This is a genomic window from Lachnoclostridium sp. An138 (assembly GCF_002160765.1).
Taxonomy (GTDB): domain Bacteria; phylum Bacillota; class Clostridia; order Lachnospirales; family Lachnospiraceae; genus Laedolimicola; species Laedolimicola faecalis.
Window position 1 is genome coordinate 103724 of record NZ_NFLF01000008.1, and the last position, 24491, is coordinate 128214.

The window sequence follows — 24491 nt, forward strand, 5'->3', positions numbered from 1 at the left end:
GGGGACGGTATGAAGAAAAAGGCACTGAGAAAAGAATTCTATATGGAAGTCCGCAAAACCCTGAATCGTTTCCTGTCAATTTTGTTTATTACGGTGCTGGGAGTAGCCTTCTTTTCCGGAATCCGGGCGACGCAGCCGGATATGGAACTTTCGGCGGACACCTATTATGATGAAGGCAGGCTCATGGATATCAGCGTGCAGGGCGCCCTGGGCATGACAGAGGAGGACGCGCAGAGTATCGCGGCCATAGAGGGCGTAGAAGAGGTTATGCCCTATTATTCCATGGACATGTTCGGTACGGTGGAAAAGGAACAGTTCAACCTGCAGGTCATGTCTGTTCCGGATACGATAAATCTTCTGGCTGTGACAGAAGGACGGATGCCGGAGACGGAAAATGAGTGCGTCGTGGATAATCAGCTTCTGGAGGACGGAAGCTTTCAAATAGGCGATACCGTTACGCTTCGATCCGCTACGGATACGGATACCGAGGATATCTTAAGCGTTACAGAGTTCACGGTGGTAGGAGCCGTGAAAAGTCCGTATTATCTGTCGCTGGAACGCGGAACGACCAGTATCGGAAATGGAACGCTGAACGGTTTTCTGGTGATTCCGGAGAGCGCGTTTTCGATGGATTATTATACTCAGATCTGTGTAAGAGTGGCGGGCGCGGCAGAGCTGAACTGCTACGGAGACGAGTATGAAAATCTTGTGGATACAGTAGCAGATCGGATTGAGGCAATCGCGGATGAGCGGTGTGAAATCCGCTATGCGGAAGTCCAGGAGGAAGGACAGCAGGAGATTGCGGACGCCGAGGCCGAGATCGCGGATGCGGAAGCGGAACTGGCGGACGCTGCTCAGGAGCTGGAAGACGGCCGGGCAGAGCTGGAAGACGCGAAACAGGAGCTTGCGGACGGCCGGGCAGAGCTGGAAGACGGAGAAGCCGAGTTTGCGGAAAAAGAGCAGGAGTACCTGGACGCCAGACAGCAGACTTCGGACGGCTGGGAGCAGGCGGACCGGGGCAGGCGGGAAATCATATATGCGGAGCGCCAGCTGGAGAGCGGCTGGGAGCAGTATGAAGCGGGGAAAAAACAGATCGAAGACGGCTATGCGGCTCTGGAGCCTTACGAGGAGCAGTATGCCCAGCTGGAGAGCTCAGAGAGCCAGCTTCAGTCCGGAATCGAACAGGTCCAGACAGGACTGGGGCAGGTTCAGTCCGGAATGGAAGAGGTTCAGGCCCTGCTGGACCAGATAGCGGGTATCGAGGCTCTTCCCCCTGAACAGAGACCGGAAGGTTCTGAAGAGCTGCTGCAGCAGAAAGAAGCGCTTGAGACCCAGCTTGCGGAGCTTCAGACCCAGCAGGGAGAGCTTGAGACCCAGCTTTCAGAGCTTGAGACCCAGCTTACGGCCTGTCAGGAAGGAATGGCCCAGCTGGGCCCTGTGATTGAGGAGACGAAGGCTCAGCTGGAAGCCGGAGAGCAGGAGCTTGCGGCCAGCAAGGAACAGCTTGACGCGGCCCAGGCTGAGATAGATGCTGCGAACGGCAAGATCAGCGAATCGGTAGAGCAGCTTTCTGACGCGGAGGATGAGCTTGCCGACGCGGAACAGCAGCTTGCGGACGGCCGGGCTGAGCTGGAGGACGCCCGCCAGGAGATTGTGGACGGAGAGCAGGAAATCGCGGACGCGGAGGAAGAGCTGATAGACGGAGAGGCAGAATATGCCGACGCAAAGGCGGAGGCAGATGAGGAAATCGCGGACGCCCGCCAGCAGATTGCCGATGCGGAAGAAGAACTTGCGGATATGGAAGTTCCGGAATGGTATGTGCTTGATCGCAATTACATCGCTTCTTATGTAGATTATGGACAGAACGCAGAACGGATCGGAGCAATCGGACGGGTATTCCCCGTGATCTTCTTCCTGGTGGCGGCCCTGGTGTGCCTGACAACCATGACCCGTATGGTAGAGGAAGAGAGAACGCAGATCGGAACCCTGAAAGCCCTGGGCTATGGCAGGGGAAGCATTGCGGCAAAGTACATTCTGTACGCGCTGATTTCCAGTCTGCTGGGCAGTCTGATCGGACTTGTAGCCGGGCAGAAGTTCCTGCCGATGGTGATTATGGTGGCTTACCAGATCCTGTATCCGGATCTTACATATACGCTGACGCCCCTGAATTTCCAGTATTCAGTGATGGCCACGGCGGCAGCCGTGCTCTGTACGGCGGGAGCGGCCTGGGCGGCCTGCTATAAAGAGCTGTTTTCCGTTCCGGCGGAGCTGATGCGGCCCGCCGCGCCAAAGGCGGGAAAGAGAGTCTTTCTGGAGCGCGTCACATTCCTCTGGAAAAGGCTGAATTTCAGCCAGAAGTCTTCGGTGCGGAATCTGGTGCGTTATAAGAAGCGGTTCTTTATGACAGTGTTCGGTATCGGAGGCTGTACGGCCCTTCTGATCATGGGCTTTGGCCTGAAGGATTCCGTCTCCTACCTTGGAGAGGGGCAGTTTGAGAAGATCTTTGTCTATGACGCCTCCATCGGTTTTGATGCGGAAGCGGACGTGCAGTCAGAATTTTTCGACATGGCGGCTTCGGACGACCGGATCACGGATTCCATGGAAATGCTGGAGACAGCGGTGGATGTGGAAAAGGATGGAGGGGAAAACGGCCAGAAAAGCGCGTACCTGATTGTGCCTTCCGATGAAGAAAAGCTGGACTCTTATATCCTTCTTCAGGATCGGAAAAGCGGGGAAAGCTATGAGCTGGACGGCAGCGGAATCATTATTTCTGAGAAGCTTGCGACGCTGCTGGATGTGTCCGAGGGTGATACGGTCATTCTGACGGAAGATGAAAAACATGTGGAAGCTGTGGTGGAGCATATCACCGAAAATTATTTTATGCACTATATTTATATGAGCAAGGAGCTCTATGAAAAGCTTTACGGAAACGAGCCGGAATGGAATATGCTCTTTGTGAATACCACCCAGACGGACGAGGCCTTTGAGGCCAAGATTCAGGAGGAATATATGGAGCTCGACGCGGTGCAGAGCGTGACTTTTATCAGCGGCACGGCGGAGACGGTGTACGATATGCTGGATACGATGAACGTGGTGATCGCGGTGCTGGTGATTTCCGCGGGAATGCTGGCCTTCATTGTACTGTACAACCTGAACAATATCAACATCAGCGAGAGAAAAAGGGAGCTTGCGACGCTGAAGGTGCTGGGGTTCTTCGATGGCGAAGTGTCGGCTTATGTCAATCGTGAGAATATTATGCTGACCGTGATCGGGACGGCTGTGGGACTGCTCATGGGAGTGGCCCTTCACAGATATGTGATGACCACGGTGGAGACGGATACACTGATGTTTGGCCGGGTGATTCGGCCCCACAGCTTTATCTTCAGCATCCTTCTGACATTTGCCTTTTCCATCATTGTAAATGGCATGCAGTATTTTAAGCTCCGGAAGATTGATATGGTAGAGTCACTGAAAAGTGTAGAATAGGCAGAGAGCAGGAGTTATCCTGCTTCTTTGCTGAATGCGGAACAAAAATCCGGAGATGAAGGAGAGAGAAATGTCACTGCAGTTTATTTTTGGAAATTCGGGTTCAGGAAAATCCTATACACTGTACCGTCAGGTCATTGAAGATTCGAGGGAGCATCCGGATCAGAAGTTCCTGGTCATTGTGCCGGAGCAGTTTACCATGCAGACTCAGAAGGAGCTGGTAAGCCTGCATCCGGACGGGGGCATTCTGAATATTGACGTCCTGAGCTTTCAGCGTCTGGCCTACCGTGTCTTTGAGGAGACAGGGACGCCGGTGGGCAAGGTGCTGGAGGAGACAGGCAAGAATCTGGTGCTCCGGAAAATCGCCCAGGAGCACCAGGGAGAGCTGAAGGTCTTAAGCGGCGGTCTGAAAAAGATGGGGTATATCAACGAAATCAAATCCCTGATTTCGGAGCTGACCCAGTATGCCGTATCGGAGGAAATGCTGGAGCGTTTTCTGGAGGAGAGCAAAGAGAGGCCCCATCTCTATTACAAGCTCTGTGATGTGCAGGTGCTTTATAAGGCTTTCCACGCGTATCTGGCCGATCAGTATATTACGGCGGAGGAGCTTCTGGATGTGCTCTGCCAGACGGTGGAACGCTCGAAGAAGATTCAGGAGAGCGTGATTGTCCTGGACGGCTTCACAGGCTTTACGCCGATTCAGAACAAGCTGATGCAGAAGCTGATGCAGTACGCGAAGAAGGTGATTGTGACGGTCACCATGGACGAAAGGGAGGACCCTTACCGCCTGGAAGGGGAGCATCAGCTTTTTTATATGAGCAAGAAGACGGTGACGACCCTGATGCGCCTGGCCGGGGAGGTGCAGGTGAAGGCGGAGCCGCCTGTTTTTGTGCGCCCTTCAGAAAAAAGCCGTTTTCGGGCAGGAAGCGCCCTTGCGTCTCTGGAACAGAACCTGTTCCGCCTGCGGCAGAAGCCATGGGTGAACAGCCGCAGGGCAGCAGGAGAGGGAGCTTCCGGGAAAGACGCCGCAGCGCCGGAAGGAGAACAGCAGGAGATCAGCCTTCATGTGCTGAAAAATCCGGAGGAGGAAGCTGCCTGGGCGGCTTCTCAGATCCGTGCCCTGGTAAGGGAAAAGGGGTATCATTACCGGGATTTTGCGCTGATCACCGGAGATATGGAAGCCTACAGCCCGGTTCTGGAGCGTGTGCTGGAGGATTACGAGATCCCCTGCTTTCTGGACAATAAGCGGAGCGTTCTGAAAAATCCCTTTGTGGAATTTATCCGGGCCGCCCTGGAGATTGTGGAGCAGGATTTTTCCTACGAAGCAGTGTTCCGCTATCTCCGAAGCGGTCTCTCCGGCATGGCGCATGAGGAGACGGATATTCTGGAAAATTATGTGCTGGCGCTGGGAATCCGGGGCGCGAAAAAATGGGAAAACCGGTTTGTCCGGTCTTACCGGGGACTGAGCGAGGAGGAGCTGGAGCAGATCGACGGGCTGCGCCAGCGTGTTTCGGACGCCCTGATTCCCTTTGCAAAGCTGCAGAGGAAGAAGCATGTGACAGTGCGCGAGCGGACGTTTGCCCTCTATGAGCTCATAGAAGGCCGGGGTGTCCAGGCCAGGCTCGCCGCTTTTGAGGAAAGATTCAAGAGAGAGGGCAGTCAGGTGCTGGCAAAGGAATACCATCAGATCTACGGGATTATCATGGATCTCTTTGATAAGCTGGTGGATTTGCTGGGAGAGGAAGAACTGACCCTCCGAGAGTATGCGGAGATTCTGGACGCGGGCTTTGCGGAGGCCCGTGTGGGCGTGATTCCGCCCGGCGTCGATCAGGTCGTGGCGGGCGATATGGAGCGTACCCGTCTGAAGGATGTGAAGGTCCTGTTTTTCCTGGGCGTCAACGAAGGCAGCGTGCCGGGGACCACTTCCCGGGCGGGCCTGATCTCGGATATGGAAAGAGAGCAGCTCCGCCAGAAGGGGCTGGAGCTTGCGCCCACGGCCCGGGAACAGAGCTATATCCAGAGGTTTTATCTGTATCTGAACCTGACCAAGCCGTCAGAGCGGCTTTATGTGTCCTTCTGTCTGCTGGACGGCAGCGGAAAGACGCTGCGGCCCTCTTATCTTATCAACGTGCTGAGACGGATGTTTCCGGGGCTTTCTGTCCAGAGGGAGGAGAGAGAGCAGGAGGGAGATTCTGCCCTGCGGGAAGAAAGCAGGGAGGAGCTGTCCCGGATTCTGCCCCAGACCCGGAAGGAAGGCATCCGGCTTCTGACCCGGGGGCTGCAGGGATACCGGGAGGGAGAACGGGACGCCCGCTTCTATGAGCTTTACCGCTGGTACGCAGCCCGGGAACCCTATGAAAAAAAGCTCTCCCAGCTTGTGGACGCCGCGTTTTCCGTCCACAGGGACAGCCGTCTGGGAAAGGCGGTGGCCCATGCCCTGTACGGGACAGTGCTGGAAAACAGCGTCACGAGGCTGGAGCAGTACGCCGCCTGCGCCTACGCGCATTTTCTGATGTACGGCCTGCGTCTGAAGGAACGGGAGCAGTATGAATTCAATCCGGTGGACATGGGAACGGTGTTTCACGAGACGCTGGAGGCCTTTTCCCGCCGTCTGGAGGAAAGTGAGTATGACTGGAAGACGCTTCCCAGAGAGGTGGCGGACCGCTGGGTGGAGGAGTGTCTGGACCGTCTGACCGTGGATTATGGAAATACGGTTCTGAACAGCACGGCCCGAAACGCGTACATGGTCCGGCGGATGAAACGGATTCTGAAACGGACGGTCTGGGCGCTGGGCGAACAGATCCGGAAGGGACTGTTTACACCGGAAAATTATGAGATTTCCTTTTCCAGCGTGTCGGATCTGGAGGCGGTCAATATCGAGCTTTCTCCGGAGGAAAAGCTGCGGCTCCGGGGCCGGATCGACCGGGTGGATACCTGTGAGGACGAAAACCACGTCTACGTGAAGGTCATAGACTACAAATCCGGCAATACCTCTTTTCAGCTTCTGTCCTTCTACCATGGCCTGCAGCTTCAGCTGGTGGTCTACCTGAACGCGGCCATGGAGCTGATGCGGCAGGAGCATCCGGGGAAAGATGTGGTTCCGGCGGGAGTGCTTTATTACCAGATTCAGGACCCGGTACTGGATGCGGAGGAAGAGTTGGAAGAGCATGAGGCCTCCCAGCGGATGCTGGAGAAGCTGAAGCCCGGCGGACTTGTAAACGCGGACCCGGAGGTGATCCGGCTGCTGGATCAGAGTATGCCCGGAAAATCCTCGGTCCTGCCCCTTTCCTGCAACAAGGACGGCTCCTTAAGGGCCGGTTCTCCTGTGGCCACGAAGGAGCAGTTCGCGCAGCTGACTTCTTATGTAAACCGGAAGATTCAGCAGATCGGCTCCGAGATGCTGGAGGGGCGGATGGATGTGGCGCCCTATGAGCTGAAGGGAAAGACGGCCTGTGATTTCTGCGCTTACCGGGGCGTATGCGGGCTGGACGCCAGGACGAAGGGCTTCCATGTGCGGCGGCTCCCTGTGTTTGACGATAAGGAGATCTGGAGAAGGATCGGGGAAGAAAATCCGGAAGGAGAAGCATAGATGGGCATGACATGGACAGAGGAACAGAAAAAAGTCATTGACGTCAGAAATAAAAACGTGCTGGTGTCTGCTGCGGCAGGTTCCGGAAAGACGGCGGTCCTTGTGGAACGGATTCTCTCTATCGTGTGCGGAGATATGGAGGGGGAAGATCCGGTGGATGTGGACCGCCTTCTGGTGGTGACCTTTACAAAGGCTGCGGCGGCAGAGATGCGGGAGCGCGTGGGCCTGGCGCTGGAACGGCGGCTGGAGGCAGATCCGGAAAACGAACATCTGCAGAAACAGCAGACGCTGATTCACAACGCCCAGATTACCACCATCGACAGCTTCTGCCAGTATGTGATCCGCAATTATTTTCATCAGATTGATCTGGACCCGTCTTTCCGCATCGGAGACGAGGGAGAGCTGAAGCTTCTGAAGGGGGATGTGGTCCGGGAGCTTCTGGAGGATCACTACGCAGAGGAGGACCCGGAAGAGGCCGCCAGATTTACGGAATTTGTGGAAGCCTATGCCACAGGGAAAAGCGACGCGGGGCTGGAGACGCTGATCCTGCAGCTCTACGAGGCCGCCATCAGCTACCCGTATCCGAAACGCTGGCTTTCCCAGTGTATGGACGCTTACCGGGATGTGAGCCCTGAAGCTCTGGAAAAGAGCAGCTGGATGGAATATCTTCTTACGCTGGCCGGGCAGACCTTTTCGGATCTGAAAGAGGAGCTTCAGGAAATGCGGGAATTCTGCAGAACTTCCGGTGGTCCCTATATGTATGAGGATGCAATCCGCTCGGATCTGGAACAGGCGGAAACTTTGGCCTCCTGCAGAACCTACGAGGAGATAAGGCTTGGGCTCTCCGGGCTTTCCTTTGCGCGCCTGTCGCCGAAAAAGGACGAAAGCGTGGACGAGGAGAAAAAGAACCAGGTCAAGGCCTTCCGGGAGGGCATGAAGAAGAGCCTGAAGGATCTGAAGGAAAAGTATTTTTCCCTGCCTCTGGCAGCGGCGGCAGAGGTGCTTGCAAAGGCGGCTCCCGCCACGGAAGAGCTGCTGCGGCTGGCCGGGGAGTTCGCGGACCGTTATCAGGAGAAAAAGCGCCTGAAGAATCTGGCGGATTTTCCGGACCTGGAGCATCTGGCCCTGGAGATTCTGGTGGAGGACGTGCAGGTTTCCGCCGGAGAAGCCGGGCAGGAGCAGAAAGGCGGAACCCGGGAGATGAAGCTTGTCGTGACGGACGCGGCCAGGGAGCTGGCCGGGCGCTATGTGCAGATCATGATTGACGAGTATCAGGACAGCAATCTGATACAGGAGATTATCTTAAACAGCGTAGCCCGGGGACAGGGCGTGCCCAATGTCTTTATGGTAGGCGATGTGAAGCAGAGCATCTATCGTTTCCGCCTGGCCAGGCCGGAGCTTTTCATGGAGAAATACCACAGCTATCCCCAGACAGACGGGGCTTCGGAAATCCGGATTGATCTTCACAAAAATTTCCGCAGCCGGAGAGAGGTGCTGGACGGGACCAACAGCGTCTTTGCCAGGCTGATGACGGAGGCCGTGGGCGGAATCCGCTACGACAGCGCCGCGGCCCTGTATCTGGGAGCAGAGATGCCTGAGCCGGAGGAAGAAGCCGGAGAGACTGAAGGCGCAGCAGAAGCCGCCGCCGTCTCCCCGTGGACTGCGGGAACTTTCCGGGACGGCCTGAAGATGAACACGCCGGAGCTGCTCCTGCTGGATACGGATATGCCGGAAGAAGGCGGAGAAGAAAGGGAGGCGGAGCTCACAGGAAGAGAGCTGGAAGCCCACGCCGCGGCGGACTGCATCCGGGAGCTGATGGAGAGAGAAAAGGTCTGGGATCGGGACGCGGGAGCGTTCCGTCCGGTGCGGTACGGGGATATTGTGATCCTGCTCCGCAGCCTGACCGGATGGGGAGAGGAGTATGCCCGGGTGCTGACGGCAGAGGGCATTCCGGCCCATACGGAATCGAGAACGGGGTATTTTACGACCATAGAGATACAGACTCTGCTGAATCTGCTGCGGGTGGTGGACAATCCGCGCCAGGATATTCCTCTGGCGGCGGTGCTCAAATCCATGATCGGCGGTTTTTCGGATCTGGATCTGGCGCAGATTCGGAGTGCGTTTCCGGAAAAGGCCTTTTATGAGAGCTGCATGCGCTACCGGGAGGAAGGAGAAGACGCGGCCTTAAGGGAGCGCCTGGCAAAATTCTGGGAGCGCCTCCGGGGATACCGGGAGCGCGCGGAATTTCTGGCGATCCATGAGCTCATCGAGGAGCTTCTCGAAGACACCGGATACGGCGACTATCTGGCCGCCCAGCCGGGCGGCCGCCAGCGGCAGGCCAATGTGCGGATGCTGATTCAGCGGGCGCTGGCCTTTGAGAAGACCAGCTACCGGGGACTGTTCCATTTTGTGCGGTATATAGAACAGCTTCAGAGCTACAATGAGGATTTCGGAGAAGCGGGCATACTGGGAGAAAATGAAGACGCAGTCCGGATTATGACGATTCATAAGAGCAAGGGACTGGAGTTCCCGGTGGTGCTTGTGGCAGGCCTGGGAAAAAGCTTTAACCGTCAGGACACGAGAAGCCGGGTGGTGATCCACCCGGATCTGGGAGTCGGCGTCGACTGGGTGGACCCGAAAAAGAGGACGAAGACCGCCACTCTGCCCAAACGGATTCTGCAGAAAGCGCTGGATCTGGAAATGCTGGGCGAAGAGCTCCGGGTTCTGTATGTGGCTCTTACGAGGGCGAAGGAAAAGCTGATTCTTCTGGGAAGCGCCGCGGGACTGGACCAGAAGCTGCAGAAATTTCAGGCGGAAGGGAGGAGAGAGGTCCTTTCCTTCCGGGCCATTTCTTCGGCAGGCACGTATCTGGACTGGATTCTGCCCTCGGCAGCAGTACCGGAGGATTCCCCGTTTGCGGTGGCAAAAGTGACACCGGGAGAGCAGGCCGGAAGGGCTTTGGGCCGGCAGATTCTGATGGAAGAAGAAAAGGAAATTTTCTCCCACCCGGAGAACCTTCCCGGTTCCGATCCGGCTTATGCAAAAGCGCTGGAGGAACGGCTTTCCTATGTCTATCCCTATGAGGAGGCGGTCAGCCTCCGGGGAAAGTTGAGCGTGTCGGAGCTGAAAAGGGCCGGTCAGACGGAAGAGGAGGACGAGGATACGCTTCTTTATCCGGAAGAGGAAATCGTGCCCTATATTCCGCGGTTTATGCAGGATACGGAGCCCGTCAGCGGAGCGGCCCGGGGAACTGCTTACCACCGGGCGCTGGAATGTCTGGATTTCTCCGGCCTCTATCATTCTGAGCGGGTGAAGGAGGAGCTGGCGCGTCTGGTGGAAGAAGGCAGGATGACGAAGGAACAGGCAGACGCAGTGCGGCCTTATGATATCTATGCGTTTGCAAAATCAGATCTTGCGAAACGGATGACGGCGGCACGGGCAAGGCAGGCCTTTCACGCAGAACAGCCTTTCGTAATCCGTATGCCTGCAAACGAACTTGAGATCGGCTGTGAGAGCGAAGAGCCGGTATTGATTCAGGGAATCATTGACGCCTTCTTTTATGAGAAAAATGAAAAGGGCGAAGAGGAAATCGTCGTCGTGGATTACAAGACAGATTATGTGAAGAGCGGCCGAGAGCTTCTGGAAAAATATAAAAAACAGCTGGATTACTATGAGATCGCGCTGAAGCGGCTGACCGGAAAGCGGGTGAAGGAAAAGGTGATTTATTCCTTCTGCCTGAAAAGCGAGATTCCGGTGGAGAAGATGCAGGAGGACAGGAAGCAGGGACATGGAGCTGGTGATTGACGGAATTCCGGTGGAGGTAAACCGAAAGAAAATAAAGAACATGTATCTGTATGTAAAGCCTCCGGAGGGCGCGGTCACGGTATCCGCGCCCATGCGGATGCCCCGGCAGAACATCGAGCGTTTCGTCCGGGAGAAGAGAAGCTGGATCGAGAAGCGGCAGGAAAGATACAGAAAACAGTACGGCACAGAGAGCATGGACAGCCCAGGCAGCAGGAACGGCAGCAGCCCGCAGATTCGGCCGCTGGACGAGAAGGACCGCGTTTTTCTGAGGGAGCAGATCGCAGAGCTTCTGCCGAAATGGGAGGAAAGGACAGGGCTTCACTGTTCCTGCTGGCAGATCCGGGATATGAAGACCCGCTGGGGCACCTGCAATACCAGGACCGGAAAACTGTGGTTTGCCCTGATGCTGGCCCGGCAGCCCCGGGAGTGTGTGGAATATGTGGTGCTCCATGAGCTGGCCCATCTTTACGAGCCAAGCCACAACGCCAGGTTCAAGGCGTTTCTGGATCTGCACATGCCCGAGTGGAGAGAGATACGGAAGCAGATGCGGTGAGAACAGCAAGAATGATAAAAAACTTCGGCTTCTGTTCTGCTATTCTGTACACAGGAAGGAGGAAATCCCATGGAAAGCCGCAGACTTCAAAGCGTCCGGGCGGTCATTGATTTCATAGAAACGCATCTGGACGGCAGGCTGAATCTGGAACGGACAGCGGCGGCCGTCCATTATTCCAAATATCATCTGCACAGGACCTTTACGGCCGTGACAGGAATGACAATTCACGATTACGCAGTGCGGCGTCAGCTGACAGAAGGGGCCAGGCTCCTGGCGGAGTCGGACAGGCCGGTTCTGGAGATTGCCCTTTCCTGCGGCTATGAGAGCCAGCAGGCGTTTACGGCTGCCTTTAAGGAAATGTATAAGCTGCCTCCGGCGCGGTACAGGGCGCAGGGGGTATTTTATCCTCTGCAGCTTCCCCTTTGTCTGGAGGAGCAGGGGAATTTGGCAGAGCTTTCCGGTCAGCGCATCCGGCTTTCGAAGGAAACGGACATTCCGGCCTGGCTGGAGCTGGCGCGTCAGTGTGTGGACGGCTATCCCTGTCTGGATGAGAGGGATTATCTGCGGTGGCTGCGGAAAAGCATCCGAGAAGGGCAGGCCCTGATTCTGAAAAACGGGGATACGGTTCTGGGCGCTCTGGGGTTCTCCAGAGAGACGGGAAATATTGACTTTCTGGGGATTCCTCCCCAGCACCGGAAATGGGGAATCGCAGAGCTGTTCCTCCGTGAGCTTGCGGACCGGTATCTGCCCGGACGGGAAATCAGCATGACCACCTACCGGGAGCATGACAGGGCGGATACGGGCTGGCGCGCCGGTCTGAAAAGGCTGGGATTCGAAGAGCGGGAAAAGCTGGTGGAATTCGGCTATCCCACCCAGCGCTTTGTTCTCCCGGTCTGCGGTCTCCAAAGTGTCTGTGCCAAAGAAGCTTAGCGTCGGTGTACAGGGACTCGGATTGCCCTTTGGCACATTGACGCCAGGGGTTCCAATGGCTCATAGATGAAGCATTTCCTCCTTCCCGCATCCCGGAGCAGGGGTGGCTGACAGAGAAAGAATGGTTCTGCCAGATGTCAGCCGGAAAAAGGACAGGAGGAAGTGAAAAATGAAAACGGATTTGCAGAAAAACGGCTGGAGAAAAAAGGCCGTTCTTTTTCTTGTGAGCCAGTGCATCACGCTCTTTGGCTCTACATTGGTTCAGATGGCGGTGGTCTGGTATGTGACGCTGGAGACAGGTTCAGGAGTATGGGTATCGGCAGTCAGCGTCAGTTCCTATCTGCCTCAGTTTCTGATTTCCTTTCCAGGCGGCGTGTGGGCCGACCGGTATTACAGGAAACGGCTGATTATTGGGGCAGATACGGCGACGGCGGCTGCCACGCTGCTGATGATTTGCCTTCTGCCCCTTCTGAAGGGAAACGGAGAGACAGGAGAGGGGCTGGTGCTGGCCGGCCTCCTGCTGATGTCTGTATTGCGTTCGGCTGGGGCGGGGATTCAGACTCCGGCGGTCAGCGCGGTGATCCCGCAGCTAGTGCCGGAGGCAGAGCTTCTGCGGTTCAACGGAGCCAACGCGGCCATGCAGGCAGTGGTACAGTTCGCAGCCCCGGCCGCCGCCGGAGCTTTGCTCACGCTGGCAGATTTGCGTTCGGTTCTGTGGGTGGATGTGGTCACAGCGCTGGCAGGAATCGGCCTCTTCGCCTGTGTGCGGCTGCCGGAGACAGAAAAAGAGGAGGGCGGCAGAAATGAGAACAGAAGAAGATTTGGGGGACAGGCGCATAATTCCGTGCTGTCAGATCTGAAAACCGGCATCTCCTATGTGTTTTCCAGGCGGAGAATCAGCAGGCTTCTGATGCTGTACGGCCTGTTTGTACTGCTCTGCGTTCCGGCAGGCTTCCTGGCAGGGCTGCTGGTAAGCCGCGTCTATGGAGACAGCTATGGCAGCCTGACGGCAGTGGAGCTGGCAGGCTTTGCGGGAATGACGGCGGGCGGCCTTCTGATGAGCGTCTGGGGCGGCTTTCAGAGACGGGAGAGGATGCTGGCGACGGGACTGGCTGTCTTCGGTCTGATGTCGGCGCTGATGGGAATGACAGAAAACTTTATCTGGTATCTCGTCCTGATGGCTGTCTACGGTATCGCCCTGACTGCGGTGCAGACGACGATCACCACGCTTTTGCAGGAAGAAACAGAAAGCTCCATGCAGGGCCGTGTCTTCGGCCTGCAGAGTTCCATGTACGCAGGCTTTCTGCCTCTTGGAATGGGGCTGTTCGGGCCGCTGGCGGATGTGATTCCGCTGCAGTGGATCATGATAGGGGCAGGGGTTCTTCTGGTTTTTACAGGCGCTGTCTGTGCTGTGAGAGGAGACAGATATCAGTAGATAAACATGCTGTAATGTGGTAAAATCAGGAAAGAGGAAAATGTTCCTGAAAAACGGGAAGCAGGAGCAAATTTATGGCATTGAATGGAGGAATCTGCGGTGAAATGTAAAGTATGCGGTGCTGAAAGCGGCAAATACCCATTATGTAAAGAATGTTACAGAAAAAAAGAGGCAGGAACGATTGTAAAATGCCCCAAATGCCGGCAGTGGCATGAGCCTGATAAGTCCTGTGCGGGAGAAGCGTCTGACACGGAAGAAAAATTCCTCTATGAACTGAAAGCCTCATTGGTAACAAAAACGGAAATGGATTATTTGGACGGAATTAAAAAAGTGCTGCCTGAAAACTGTCTGGTACAGGCGCAGGCAAATCTGGCTTCCTTTATCAGAAAAACCGACGGTTCAAGATTTCAGAATGAGCTTTACAGAAATGTGGATTTTATCATTACAGATTTATCTTACCGGCCGCTGATAGTGATAGAGATTAATGATCAGACACATCTTACAGAAGAAAGACGTGCGAGAGACAGGAAGGTCGGCCTCATCTGTGAGGAAGCGGGAATACCTGTTATAAAATTGTGGACTTCCTATGGAGTCAATTTGGAATACATTCAAAAAAGAATCACGGAGACACTGTCAGCACTGCCGGTAAAACGGGTTCCGCATTTTGTAAAGGAAACAGAAGCGGAAAAGGAAACAGAGACACAGAAAACTGTTCTGCCGCCGCAGACGCAGGAAGTGCTGCCTGAGAAGAAGAAAAAAGGCTGTTATATTGCGACCTGTGTATATGGCTCCTATGACTGCCCCCAGGTATGGATCTTGAGGAGATTTCGAGACGACATCCTGGAGAAGAGCAGGCTGGGACGTGGATTTGTGGCTTTCTATTATGCGGTCAGCCCGGCGCTTGTAAGACTGCTTGGCGGTAGAAAAGGTTTCCGGGTGCTTGGAAGGAAGTGTCTGGACATTCTGGTTTACCGGCTTTTAAAGAAAGGAGTAAAGGATACACCTTACACCGATCCGGAATAAATGTATGTGCCGGAATGAAGTCTTGAAGAGGGGGCGGCGCAGCCCCTTTTTCAGTGGAAAAACTCCATGCGTTATGCTACAATCAGAGCAGAAAGAGAGAAAAACACTGCCGGGAGATCCGAAACCAGACCGCTGGAGGCGAGTATGCCCTTGTCAATTAAGAGTATCTGGCTGTGATTTATAACCGGAAAGCCCAGGAATTTGTGGTACAGAATCTGGAAAAAATGGTGAACGGAGAAACAGCAGATGACACAAAAGCTTGACCTGAAAATAAAATTTCTGATGGGCGTGACCCTGTTTTCCATGTTCTTCGGAGCAGGAAATCTGATTTTCCCGCCCTATCTTGGAGCGCAGGCGGGAACTGCCGCCGTTCCGGCCTTCATCGGTTTCGTGCTGAGCGCGGTAGGGCTTCCGGTGCTGGGAGTCATCGCGGTGACGATGTCCGGGGGCTTAAGCACGTTGGCGTCCAGAGTGCATCCGAAGTTTGCGTTTGTCTATATTGCGGTGCTGTATTTGGCCATCGGGCCCTGTCTTGCGATACCGAGGACGGCCAGCACGTCTTTCTCCATGGCAGGACCGCCGTTTCTGCCGGAGAGTGTGCCGGAAGCGCCGGTACAGCTTCTTTATACGGTGATTTTCTTTGTTGCGGCTTCTCTGGTAGCCATGCATCCGGAAAAGCTGACGGAATATCTGGGGAAAAGGCTGACCCCGGTGCTTCTGGTTCTGATCGCTGCGCTTTTTATCGCAGCAGTGATCAATCCGGCGGGCCCTGCGGCCCCGCCGGCGGACATCTACGCCCAGGCTGCGCCTGTAGAGGGATTTCTGTACGGGTATCAGACGATGGACACACTGGCGGCGCTGAATTTTGGAATGATCGTGGCGATTAACGTGCAGGAACGGGGCATCCGGGAAGAGAAGGCAGTTACGAAGGAGACGATTTTCGCAGGCTGGATTGCCGGAGCTCTGCTGCTGGTGATTTACGCCATGCTGACCTTTGTGGGCCGGCTTTCCGGCACAGCTTTTCCGGGAACGGCAAACGGAACGGAAGTGTTGATGCGGATGGCAGAGTATCTGTTTGGGAAGGCGGGAGCCGTGATTCTGGCGTTCATCTTTGTGATTGCCTGTTTTAATACCTGCGTGGGGCTTTTAAGCTGCTGCGGGAAATATTTTAACGGCTGTTTTCCGAAAATCAGTTACCGGGCCTGGGTCTGGAGCTTTGCGGCGATCTCGGCTCTGCTGGCCAATGTGGGCCTGGACGCGATTCTGAACTTTTCCGTGCCGGTGCTGAACGCCATCTATCCGCTGGCGATTCTGCTGATTATCCTGGCTTTCCTGCGGAAGGCCCTGAAAAGATTCCCGGCGGTATACCCTTTTGCGGCTTTTTTCTGCGGCATCAGCAGTGTGCTGACGGTGCTGGAGCAGCAGGGGCTGATGTTTTCCGCAGGCTCACAGCTGCTTCACTTGATTCCTGCCTATGAGGCAGGATTTGGCTGGGCGCTGCCCACGGTGATCGGCGCGCTGGCCGGAATTTTGTGGAACGGGCTGAGGGACAGAGCGCGGGCGGAAAAGATAAGAAGATGAAAAAAATAAGAAAATGAGAAATAAGAAAATAATAAATAAGAAGATGAAAAGAGGATAAAGGAGTACGAAAGAATATGCCAGTTTTTGATTTCAACAATACGCCGGAGGAGAAGAAGGACCCGGTATGCACTTATACAGCGTTTCGTTCCAGTGAGCCGGAGGCTTCTCCGGAAAAGCCCATCCTGGTTCTGGATAACAGCGGCAGAGAGTGGAAGCACCATTCCTGCGGCGTCTTTGAAAATCCCAATAAGCGGACGGCTTTTGAATTCAAGGAGGAGGGAGGCGCCGTGAGCGCGGATATTCTGCAGATCGACGCCCGTTTTGTAAGCCTGGTGAAATGGCTTGGAGAGCATCGTATCAACGTGCGCCTTTCCGGACAGAACCGGGCGGACGGCTATGCGGTCTATCGAATCCGCGAGACAGCCTTCGGAGGAGGCACCAAGCTTTCGGCGGAGGACGGATTTCTGCAGTTTATGATTGAGCGGCTTCTGTCCAGCAGCGCCCCTTCTGAGGATCTGGAGGATGAGGATCAGGTGGAAAACGGCGATGAGATGAAGCTGACCAGTCTTCAGAGCATCACAGACTTCATGACCTGCGCAGGCCGGACCCTTCCGGACAACATCCAGCTCTGGGCCCGTCGGAATCTGGCAGTGGCCCGCTCCAGCGAGGTCAGCCCCGAGGAGCGCCGTCATGCCCAGCGCGCGCTCTCGATTATGATGAATATTCAGTGGAAGCACAATTATTTTGAGGCCATTGACCCGAAAGAGGCACGGCGGATTCTGGACGAGGAGCTTTACGGCATGGAGAAGGTAAAGCAGAGAATCATCGAGACGATCATCCAGATCAACCGGACACATACCCTGCCCGCCTACGGCCTTCTGCTGGTGGGACCTGCGGGAACCGGAAAGTCCCAGATTGCTTATGCGGTGGCCCGTATTCTGAAGCTTCCCTGGACGACGCTGGATATGAGCTCCATCAACGATCCGGAGCAGCTGACCGGAAGCTCCCGGGTCTATGCCAACGCGAAGCCGGGCATCATTATGGAGGCCTTTTCCATCGCGGGAGAATCCAATCTGGTTTTCATCATCAACGAGCTGGACAAGGCGAATTCCGGCAAGGGCAATGGAAACCCGGCGGATGTGCTGCTGACGCTGCTGGACAATCTGGGCTTTACCGACAACTATATGGAGTGTATGGTGCCTACCGTGGGCGTCTACCCCATCGCGACGGCCAATGACAAGAGCCAGATCAGCGCGCCTCTGATGTCACGTTTTGCGGTGATAGATATTCCGGATTATACGGCGGAGGAAAAGAAGGTGATCTTCTCCAGATTCGCCCTGCCAAAGGTGCTCCGGAGAATGAGTCTGCGGGCGGAAGAGTGTATCGTGACGCCGGAGGCTGTGGACGCGGTAGTGGAAAAATACGCGGATACCACGGGAATCCGGGATCTGGAGCAGGCCGCCGAGCATATCGCCGCCAACGCCCTGTATCAGATCGAGGTGAACGGCGTGAGCGAAGTGGTATTTACGCCGGAGATGGCAAGAGAGCTGCTGGGATAGCAGAATGAGAGCGTACTGCCGGGGTGTTGTCCCCCTGCATAAGTACGCTGCAGTGAAATAGAAAAAAGAGAAGAGCTTCTGACACAGATATGCGCCAGAAGCTCTTTTTTTCAGGCCCTGCGCCCGGTTCCCCGGGCGGGCATCATGGAATGCGGAAATACAGGTTATTCTGTCCGGAGTGCCGTCACCGGGTCGCTCTTGGCGGCCTTTTTGGAAGGAATCAGGCCTCCCAGCAGCGTCAGCAGTACGCTTAGGACAATCAGTATCACCGCGCCGCCCACCGGCAGGTAGGCGTTGATATCCTGGGAATTTGCCAGGTGGTGAATCAGGGCGTTGCCCGGAATCAGAATCAAAAGCGTCAGGCCGATACCGATAAGGCCGGCCGTCAGGCCGATGATAAAGGTCTCTGCGTTGAACACCTGGGAAATGTTCCCCTTGGAGGCGCCGATGGCCCTCAGGATTCCGATTTCCTTCTTTCGTTCCAGCACGCTGATGTAGGTAATGACGCCGATCATGATGGAGGACACTACCAGAGAGATGGCCACAAAGGCAATCAGCACATAGCTGATGACATCGATAATGTCTGTGACAGAGGACATGAGAGTCCCCACCATATCCGTGTAGGTAATGACCTGATCTTCTTTGCCTTCTTTCTCCATACGGCTGTTGTAATCGCTTAAAATATCGGTGACGTGTTCCTTGCTCTCAAAATCCAGCGGATAGATGCTGATAGAGCTGGGACTGTCAAAGTCCACGTATCCAAGGGAGCTTAAGTTGCTCTCATAGGTGGCGCCCTGGGCGGAGTTCATGGATCTTAAGAGCTCTGTCAAATCTTCCGCGTTCATATTTACGGAAAAGGCTTCCGCGAATTCATCCGGATCAATCTGGAAGGCGTCAGCCAGGTTTTCGCCAAGTTTCTTTACGACGTCTTCCATGGCGGACTGAATATTGTCCGCGATCTGTTCCATGACCTGTTCCATCACCGAAGCCATGCCGTCTTTCAGGGCGGTTCCCATGGAATCACTGAAGGAACCCATGAGCTCTGTCATATAGCTCTGCATGGAGGCAGCCAGCTGCTGCTGGAGCCCGGAAGCGTCCACCATAGAGGATACGCCCTCAGAGAGAACCTTCTGCGCGGCTTCCGTACTCATGTAATCCGCGAAATATTCGCCCATCCTGGAGGGGTCCGGCTGCCCGTTTGCCACGGCATAGGACTGGTAGCCCGCAGCCAGGTCCGAGGCCAGTTTTTCCAGCTGCTCCGGTGTAATGGTAAAACTGTCTGCTTCCGGAAATACAGCGGCTATCCATTCGGCAATGATGGTCTGGGCCTCTTCTGTTCCCAGATACTCCAGCAGATACCCCTGAAGCTCCTCCTGTGTGGGAGGCGAGTCCGGATTATTAAAGATATCCGGGTAATTTTCCAGGCAGTAGTCCCAAAAACCGGCGCCGACGCTGGCGATCAGAGCCTGGATCTGCTCATTGTCCGGCGCGGTGATCCCATTTTCGTCCAGAATCGCCTGCAGGTTGTCATTCAGGATCTGTTTTCCTTCCTCAGTCTGCAGAAAAGCCAGGAAGTTTTCCCCCAGACCGGAATAGTCCGCGTCCGGATGGGCGGCCGTATATTCGTTCCAGCCTTCCAGAAGGCCGTTTACCAGAGCGCTGACAGACTCTTCCGACACATGGAAATCGATGCTGCTTATCAGGTCGGCCAGATTCAGCTGGGGAAATTCCGGCAGATTCAGCTGCAGATCATCCGGATTGATCAGGCCGGACAGATCCACATCTCCCATATCAATGTCATCCATGTTCATGTCTCCCATGTCAGACATGTCAAAGGAATCGGTGAGGCCGTCGGTCAGATCGCTTTCGTCAAAGGAAAACATTTCTTTCAGGGCGTCTTCGTCAATGCTGAAGAGGGATTCCATATCGAAATCACTCTCGCCGCTTTCTTCGCCGAAGGGCTCGTTGGTAAATACGTTTGTATGGGAATCAGCCAGCTGCTTTTGGACGATTTCGCTTTCCGCGGCCTTTTCCACCACGTGTTCCGTCAGGGAAACCGGGTAGGCGATGCCGGCCTGCAGCAGAAGGCCGCTGGCGTCATCCGCAGGCTGCACAATGCCGACAATGGTGAGATCTTCGCTGTTTTCCACAAGACTGCGCATGTAAGCCTCATCGTCCGTCTTGTCTCTCCAGACATCATATTCGCTGTCGTACTCATAATAATCGGGACTGTTTACCAGCTTGAAGGTAATCCCCAGAATATCATCGTAATTGTAGGTTCCCATGTCGTCCGGCGTCTGGACGTTCTCCTCATTGACAAACTGATCTACCATCTCGTCCAGTTCCGTGGAGTCCCGCAGGCCCAGGGTGTACAGCATGAAATCGCTGATGCTTCCGCCGGAGGTCAGCACGAGGACACACTCGTTGTAGTTCTCCGGCCAGTGACCGGCTTTCACGTCATACTGGCTGATGTAGAGATCCTGGTCATCCGGCATTTCGTAGAAAACGTCCGTACCCATCATGGAGGACATCATGCTGCTGGAGCTCATGGAAGAACCAAGTCCCAGAGCCGCAAAAGAATTGTCCGGATTTACCTGACGGATGCCGTCTCCCTCCAGCCGGTAAATCTGCGGCATGACATCGTAGGAGTATTCTACGGCGCTGGTATACTGCTCGATGCCGCTTTCTCCGCTTTCCAGCCAGGCTTTCAGGGACTTCAGGTCGTTGGAGTCCATGGTGGAAAACATATCCGTCACCATTTCAATGATATTGACCTCTCCTGTGCTGCCGCCTCCTCCGCTGTCCGCAGTCAGCATGGAAGAAAAGTCAAAACCTGTACTCTGAATCTCCAGGGGATATTCGGAAAGAGTATCCCGCTCCACGTCCTGGATATAGGCGTTCACGCCGCTGGAAAGGGAGAGAATCAGGGCGATGCCGATGATGCCGATAGAACCGGCAAAGGAGGTCAGTATGGTCCGGGCTTTTTTGGTCTTCAGGTTATTGAAGCTCAAAGAAAGAGCAGTCAGAAGGGACATGGAGGATTTCCCCATGTTTTTATGCACGGCCTGTTCGGCCAGAGCGCCGTCCGGCTCAAAGGGATTCGAGTCGGAGCGGATCTTTCCATCCCGCAGGTTTACGATTCGGGTGGCATACTGTTCGGCCAGTTCCGGATTGTGGGTGACCATCACGACCAGGCGGTCTTTTGCTACCTCCTGAAGCAGATCCATGACCTGGATGCTGGTGGCGCTGTCCAGGGCGCCTGTGGGTTCGTCTGCCAGCAGAATATCCGGATCGTTTACCAGGGCCCGGGCGATGGCCACCCGCTGCATCTGGCCGCCGGACATCTGGCTGGGCTTTTTGTGGAGCTGGCTGCCAAGGCCCACCTGTTCCAGGGCTTTGACGGCCCGTTCCCTCCGTTCCGCCTTGCCTACGCCGGAGATGGTCAGGGCCAGCTCCACGTTGGCAAGAACCGTCTGATGAGGAATCAGGTTGTAGCTCTGAAATACGAAGCCGATGGTGTGGTTCCGGTAGGAGTCCCAGTCACGGTCCTTGTATTTTTTTGTGGAAATACCGTTGATAATCAGGTCGCCGGAATCGTAACGGTCCAGTCCGCCAATGATATTTAAGAGGGTCGTTTTTCCCGAACCGCTGGGTCCCAGGATAGCGACGAATTCATTGTCCCGGAGGTTTAAGGACACATGGTCCAGGGCTTTCTGAACCAGGCTGCCGGTTCTGTATTCCTTGCAGATGTCTCGGATCTGAAGCATGGATGAATCTCCTTTTTTATGCCCGCCGGTTTTGGTGGGGGATTTGGATTTGTGAGAACAGAAACTATATGGAAAAGCTGTCCGGGCTGTTCCGCCGTCTGCGGTATCCTTCCAGATAGCATTTCATTCCGTTCAGGATGTCACTGCGGTAATCTCTCTGGACCATGCACAGCTCTGTGGAGGGAAGGGAATTCTGCACGGACGCGGAGACAAGGCTCTGCTGATAACATCCGGTGATGATCCCGGACTCCATGCAGTAGATATCCATAATCTCTTCCCGGGACAAAACTCCGCTCTCTTCCAGCAGCAGGCTCCAGGCATCGGTGCGTTCGCTGAGACGCTTTTTCATACGGCAGAGAGTGTCTGTATCCGCGCCCCGTTCCAGAATGACGGCGCGCAGCGCCTCAAGCCGGATGTACAGAGGATTGGTTTCCAGAAGCAGGGTCAGCTCTTCCAGCAGCAGGCTCTGGATATCCGAAAAGCTTTCCGGCCGTTTCCTTCTGACATGTTCCTCAAGGAAGTCAAGACGTTTTTCATATTCTCTCCAGAGGAGGCACAAAAACAGGGTCTCCTTCGTCTTGAAATAGACGAAAAGAAGGCCGTTTGAGATGCCGGCGGCTTTGGCGATATGAGACATTTTCAGATCCCGGTAGCCGGATTCCAGGAAGAGCCTTTCCGCTGTATCCAGAATCTCTTTGGCCCGGGCGGTCTTGGCTTCTTCAGTCATGGCGCGTTTCAATAGGCGTTCCCCCTTCTGAGGTACTGTCTGCGCACAGAGAGCAGACGATGATTTTTTACCGTACCGCCCTGCGTCCGGCGGCAGCAGACAGCTGCCGTCCGGCACACAAAACATAACAGATAATAAATGATTCGAAGTCAATTATAGTGAGTGGAGTGGAGTTTGGCAATAAAAAGAATCTTAAAAAAGTATAAAAAGAGTGAAGAAAAAAAGAGTCAGGCGCGGAAATTTTCCGCGCCTGACTGATGCCGGCAGAAACAACGCGTTAAAGAAATTCAGTCCTGCTCCCCGAAAAACAGTTTCATGTCGTCATCCACTGTGCCGATGCCCGCGATGCCGAACTGACTGACCAGTACGTCTGCCACATTGGGGCTTAAGAAGGCCGGAAGCGTGGGTCCGAGATGAATGTTTTTCACGCCCAGGTACAGAAGAGCCAGCAGCACGATGACAGCTTTCTGCTCATACCAGGAAATGTTGTAGACGATGGGCAGGTCATTGATATCATCCAGGCCGAACACCTCTTTCAGTTTCAGGGCTGTGACTGCCAGAGAGTAGGAGTCGTTGCACTGGCCTGCGTCCAGCACTCGGGGAATGCCGCCGATATCGCCCAGGTCCAGCTTGTTGAAGCGGTATTTGGCGCAGCCAGCAGTGAGGATAATGGTGTCCTTTGGCAGCGCTTTCGCGAAATCCGTGTAGTAGCTGCGGCTTTTCGCCCGGCCGTCGCAGCCTGCCATCACGACAAATTTCCGGACAGCGCCGGATTTTACGGCTTCCACGATCTTGTCCGCCAGGGCAAGCACCTGCGCGTGGGCAAAGCCGCCGGTGACAGTACCCTGCTCGATCTGCGCGGGAGGCAGGCACTGTTTTGCCTGTTCGATGAGAGCTGAGAAATCTTTCCAGCCGTCCTTATCTTCGGAAATATGAGCACAGCCGGGATAGCCTGCGGCGCCGGTGGTGTAGAGGCGGTCCTTATAGCTGTCCTTTGGCGGCACAATACAGTTGGTGGTCATGAGAATGGGGCCATGGAAGGACTCAAATTCCTCTTTCTGCTGCCACCAGGCGTTTCCGTAATTGCCGGCGAAATGGGGATACTTTTTAAAAGCCGGATAGTAATGGGCCGGAAGCATCTCAGAATGGGTATATACGTCCACGCCGGTGCCTTCAGTCTGTTCCAGCAGCATTTCCAGATCCCGCAGGTCATGGCCAGAGATTAGAATACCGGGATTCTGTCTCACGCCGATATTGACACTGGTGATTTCCGGATTTCCGTAGGTTTCCGTATTGGCCTTATCCAGCAGCGCCATGGCGTCTACGCCGTATTTTCCGGTTTCCAGAGCCAGAGTGGTAAGCTCATCTGCCGTCAGATGATCGTCCAGCGTAGCGGCCAGAGCTTTCTGGAGAAAGGCATGAATCCCGGGGCTGTCATAGCGCAGGACAGCCGCGTGGCTGGTATAGGCAGCCAGGCCTTTGAGACCGTAGGTAATCAGCTCGCGCAGGGAGCGGATGTCTTCGTTTTCTGAAGAGAGAATGCCGATCTGAGCGGCCTTTTCCATGAAATCCGCTTCCTGACCGTTCCAGAGCGCGGCTTCCGGAAGAACAGATACGAGCCTGTCATCTGCCGCATGTTCCGGCTTGTCCTTCAGCCGGGGCAGCAGGCTGTTCCGTATGTCCAGAGTCTCCCGGATGCGCGCACGGATGGATTCAGAATCAAAGTTTACATTTGTGATGGTGGTAAAAAGGTTCTGAGTGATCAGATGGTTTATCTGAGCCGGAACCTCCGAACCCTCAGAACGCAGGCGGGTGGTCACGGCGGCCAGACCTTTCGTTACATATACAAGCAGATCCTGGAGAGCAGCAGTCTCCGGCGTCTTGCCGCACACACCCATTTTGGTGCAGCCGGAGCAGCCGGCGGTCTCCTGACATTGATAGCAGAACATATTCTGGTTCATATAAGATTTCCTCCTCTATGTTTTTATACGGACTGTCGATTGACTTTACGGGTATACTATAGTAGATTTAAAACAA

Annotated in this window: 12 protein-coding genes; 9 read left to right on the forward strand and 3 right to left on the reverse strand. The window is 55.0% G+C overall.

Annotated features, from left to right (window positions below; genetic code table 11):
* Positions 1 to 9 precede the first annotated feature (9 nt).
* From B5E82_RS08785 to B5E82_RS08825, 9 genes are all read left to right on the forward strand, one after another.
* Positions 10 to 3486 carry an FtsX-like permease family protein gene (locus B5E82_RS08785; protein WP_087307190.1) on the forward strand — a complete coding sequence of 1159 codons (3477 nt, stop codon included), beginning with the start codon at positions 10 to 12 and terminating at the stop codon, positions 3484 to 3486.
* Between the two features lie 70 nt (positions 3487 to 3556).
* On the forward strand, positions 3557 to 7075 hold the full coding sequence (addB, locus tag B5E82_RS08790; protein WP_087307223.1) for a helicase-exonuclease AddAB subunit AddB: 3519 nt from the start codon (positions 3557 to 3559) through the stop codon (positions 7073 to 7075).
* Entirely contained in the window at positions 7076 to 10879 is a 3804-nt protein-coding gene (gene addA / locus B5E82_RS08795; protein ID WP_087307191.1) for a helicase-exonuclease AddAB subunit AddA, read from the forward strand.
* Positions 10863 to 11432 carry a M48 family metallopeptidase gene (locus B5E82_RS08800; RefSeq protein WP_087307192.1) on the forward strand — a complete coding sequence of 190 codons (570 nt, stop codon included), beginning with the start codon at positions 10863 to 10865 and terminating at the stop codon, positions 11430 to 11432. Before addA ends, B5E82_RS08800 begins: the two co-directional genes overlap by 17 nt.
* A 69-nt stretch (positions 11433 to 11501) precedes the next feature.
* Complete coding sequence (locus B5E82_RS08805; protein WP_087307193.1) at positions 11502 to 12362, forward strand: helix-turn-helix domain-containing protein; 861 nt, start codon at positions 11502 to 11504, stop codon at positions 12360 to 12362.
* 169 nt (positions 12363 to 12531) lie between these two features.
* The gene (locus B5E82_RS08810; RefSeq protein ID WP_087307194.1) at positions 12532 to 13797 is read left to right on the forward strand and encodes an MFS transporter; all 1266 of its coding nucleotides are present in this window, start codon (positions 12532 to 12534) and stop codon (positions 13795 to 13797) included.
* Between the two features lie 99 nt (positions 13798 to 13896).
* A complete protein-coding gene (locus tag B5E82_RS08815) occupies positions 13897 to 14820 on the forward strand; it encodes a CFI-box-CTERM domain-containing protein (protein WP_162610745.1) in 924 nt (307 codons plus the stop codon).
* Positions 14821 to 15066: 246 nt separating this feature from the next.
* Positions 15067 to 16401, forward strand: coding sequence for a branched-chain amino acid transport system II carrier protein (gene brnQ / locus B5E82_RS08820; RefSeq protein ID WP_087307196.1), 1335 nt, complete (start codon positions 15067 to 15069; stop codon positions 16399 to 16401).
* A gap of 74 nt (positions 16402 to 16475) precedes the next feature.
* A complete protein-coding gene (locus B5E82_RS08825) occupies positions 16476 to 17960 on the forward strand; it encodes an AAA family ATPase (protein WP_087307197.1) in 1485 nt (494 codons plus the stop codon).
* 164 nt (positions 17961 to 18124) lie between these two features.
* Here B5E82_RS08825 and B5E82_RS08830 read toward each other — a convergent pair whose 3' ends face one another.
* From B5E82_RS08830 to hcp, 3 genes are all read right to left on the reverse strand, one after another.
* A complete protein-coding gene (locus B5E82_RS08830; protein WP_087307198.1) occupies positions 18125 to 21727 on the reverse strand; it encodes an ABC transporter ATP-binding protein/permease in 3603 nt (1200 codons plus the stop codon).
* A 64-nt stretch (positions 21728 to 21791) separates the two neighbouring features.
* Positions 21792 to 22466, reverse strand: a complete 675-nt coding sequence (locus B5E82_RS08835) for a TetR/AcrR family transcriptional regulator (RefSeq protein ID WP_162610746.1) — start codon at positions 22464 to 22466, stop codon at positions 21792 to 21794.
* Positions 22467 to 22741: 275 nt separating this feature from the next.
* Positions 22742 to 24415, reverse strand: coding sequence for a hydroxylamine reductase (hcp, locus tag B5E82_RS08840; protein ID WP_087307200.1), 1674 nt, complete (start codon positions 24413 to 24415; stop codon positions 22742 to 22744).
* Between the last annotated feature and the right edge of the window lie 76 nt (positions 24416 to 24491).

Bases quoted from the DNA above. Each gene is read 5' to 3' on its own strand.
- B5E82_RS08825 (WP_087307197.1), top strand. From the start codon at position 16,476: ATGCCAGTTTTTGATTTCAACAATACGCCGGAGGAGAAGAAGGACCCG.
- addA (WP_087307191.1), top strand. From the start codon at position 7,076: ATGGGCATGACATGGACAGAGGAACAGAAAAAAGTCATTGACGTCAGA.
- B5E82_RS08805 (WP_087307193.1), top strand. From the start codon at position 11,502: ATGGAAAGCCGCAGACTTCAAAGCGTCCGGGCGGTCATTGATTTCATA.
- addB (WP_087307223.1), top strand. From the start codon at position 3,557: ATGTCACTGCAGTTTATTTTTGGAAATTCGGGTTCAGGAAAATCCTAT.
- B5E82_RS08800 (WP_087307192.1), top strand. From the start codon at position 10,863: ATGGAGCTGGTGATTGACGGAATTCCGGTGGAGGTAAACCGAAAGAAA.
- hcp (WP_087307200.1), bottom strand. From the start codon at position 24,415: ATGAACCAGAATATGTTCTGCTATCAATGTCAGGAGACCGCCGGCTGC.
- B5E82_RS08810 (WP_087307194.1), top strand. From the start codon at position 12,532: ATGAAAACGGATTTGCAGAAAAACGGCTGGAGAAAAAAGGCCGTTCTT.
- B5E82_RS08785 (WP_087307190.1), top strand. From the start codon at position 10: ATGAAGAAAAAGGCACTGAGAAAAGAATTCTATATGGAAGTCCGCAAA.
- brnQ (WP_087307196.1), top strand. From the start codon at position 15,067: ATGACACAAAAGCTTGACCTGAAAATAAAATTTCTGATGGGCGTGACC.
- B5E82_RS08830 (WP_087307198.1), bottom strand. From the start codon at position 21,727: ATGCTTCAGATCCGAGACATCTGCAAGGAATACAGAACCGGCAGCCTG.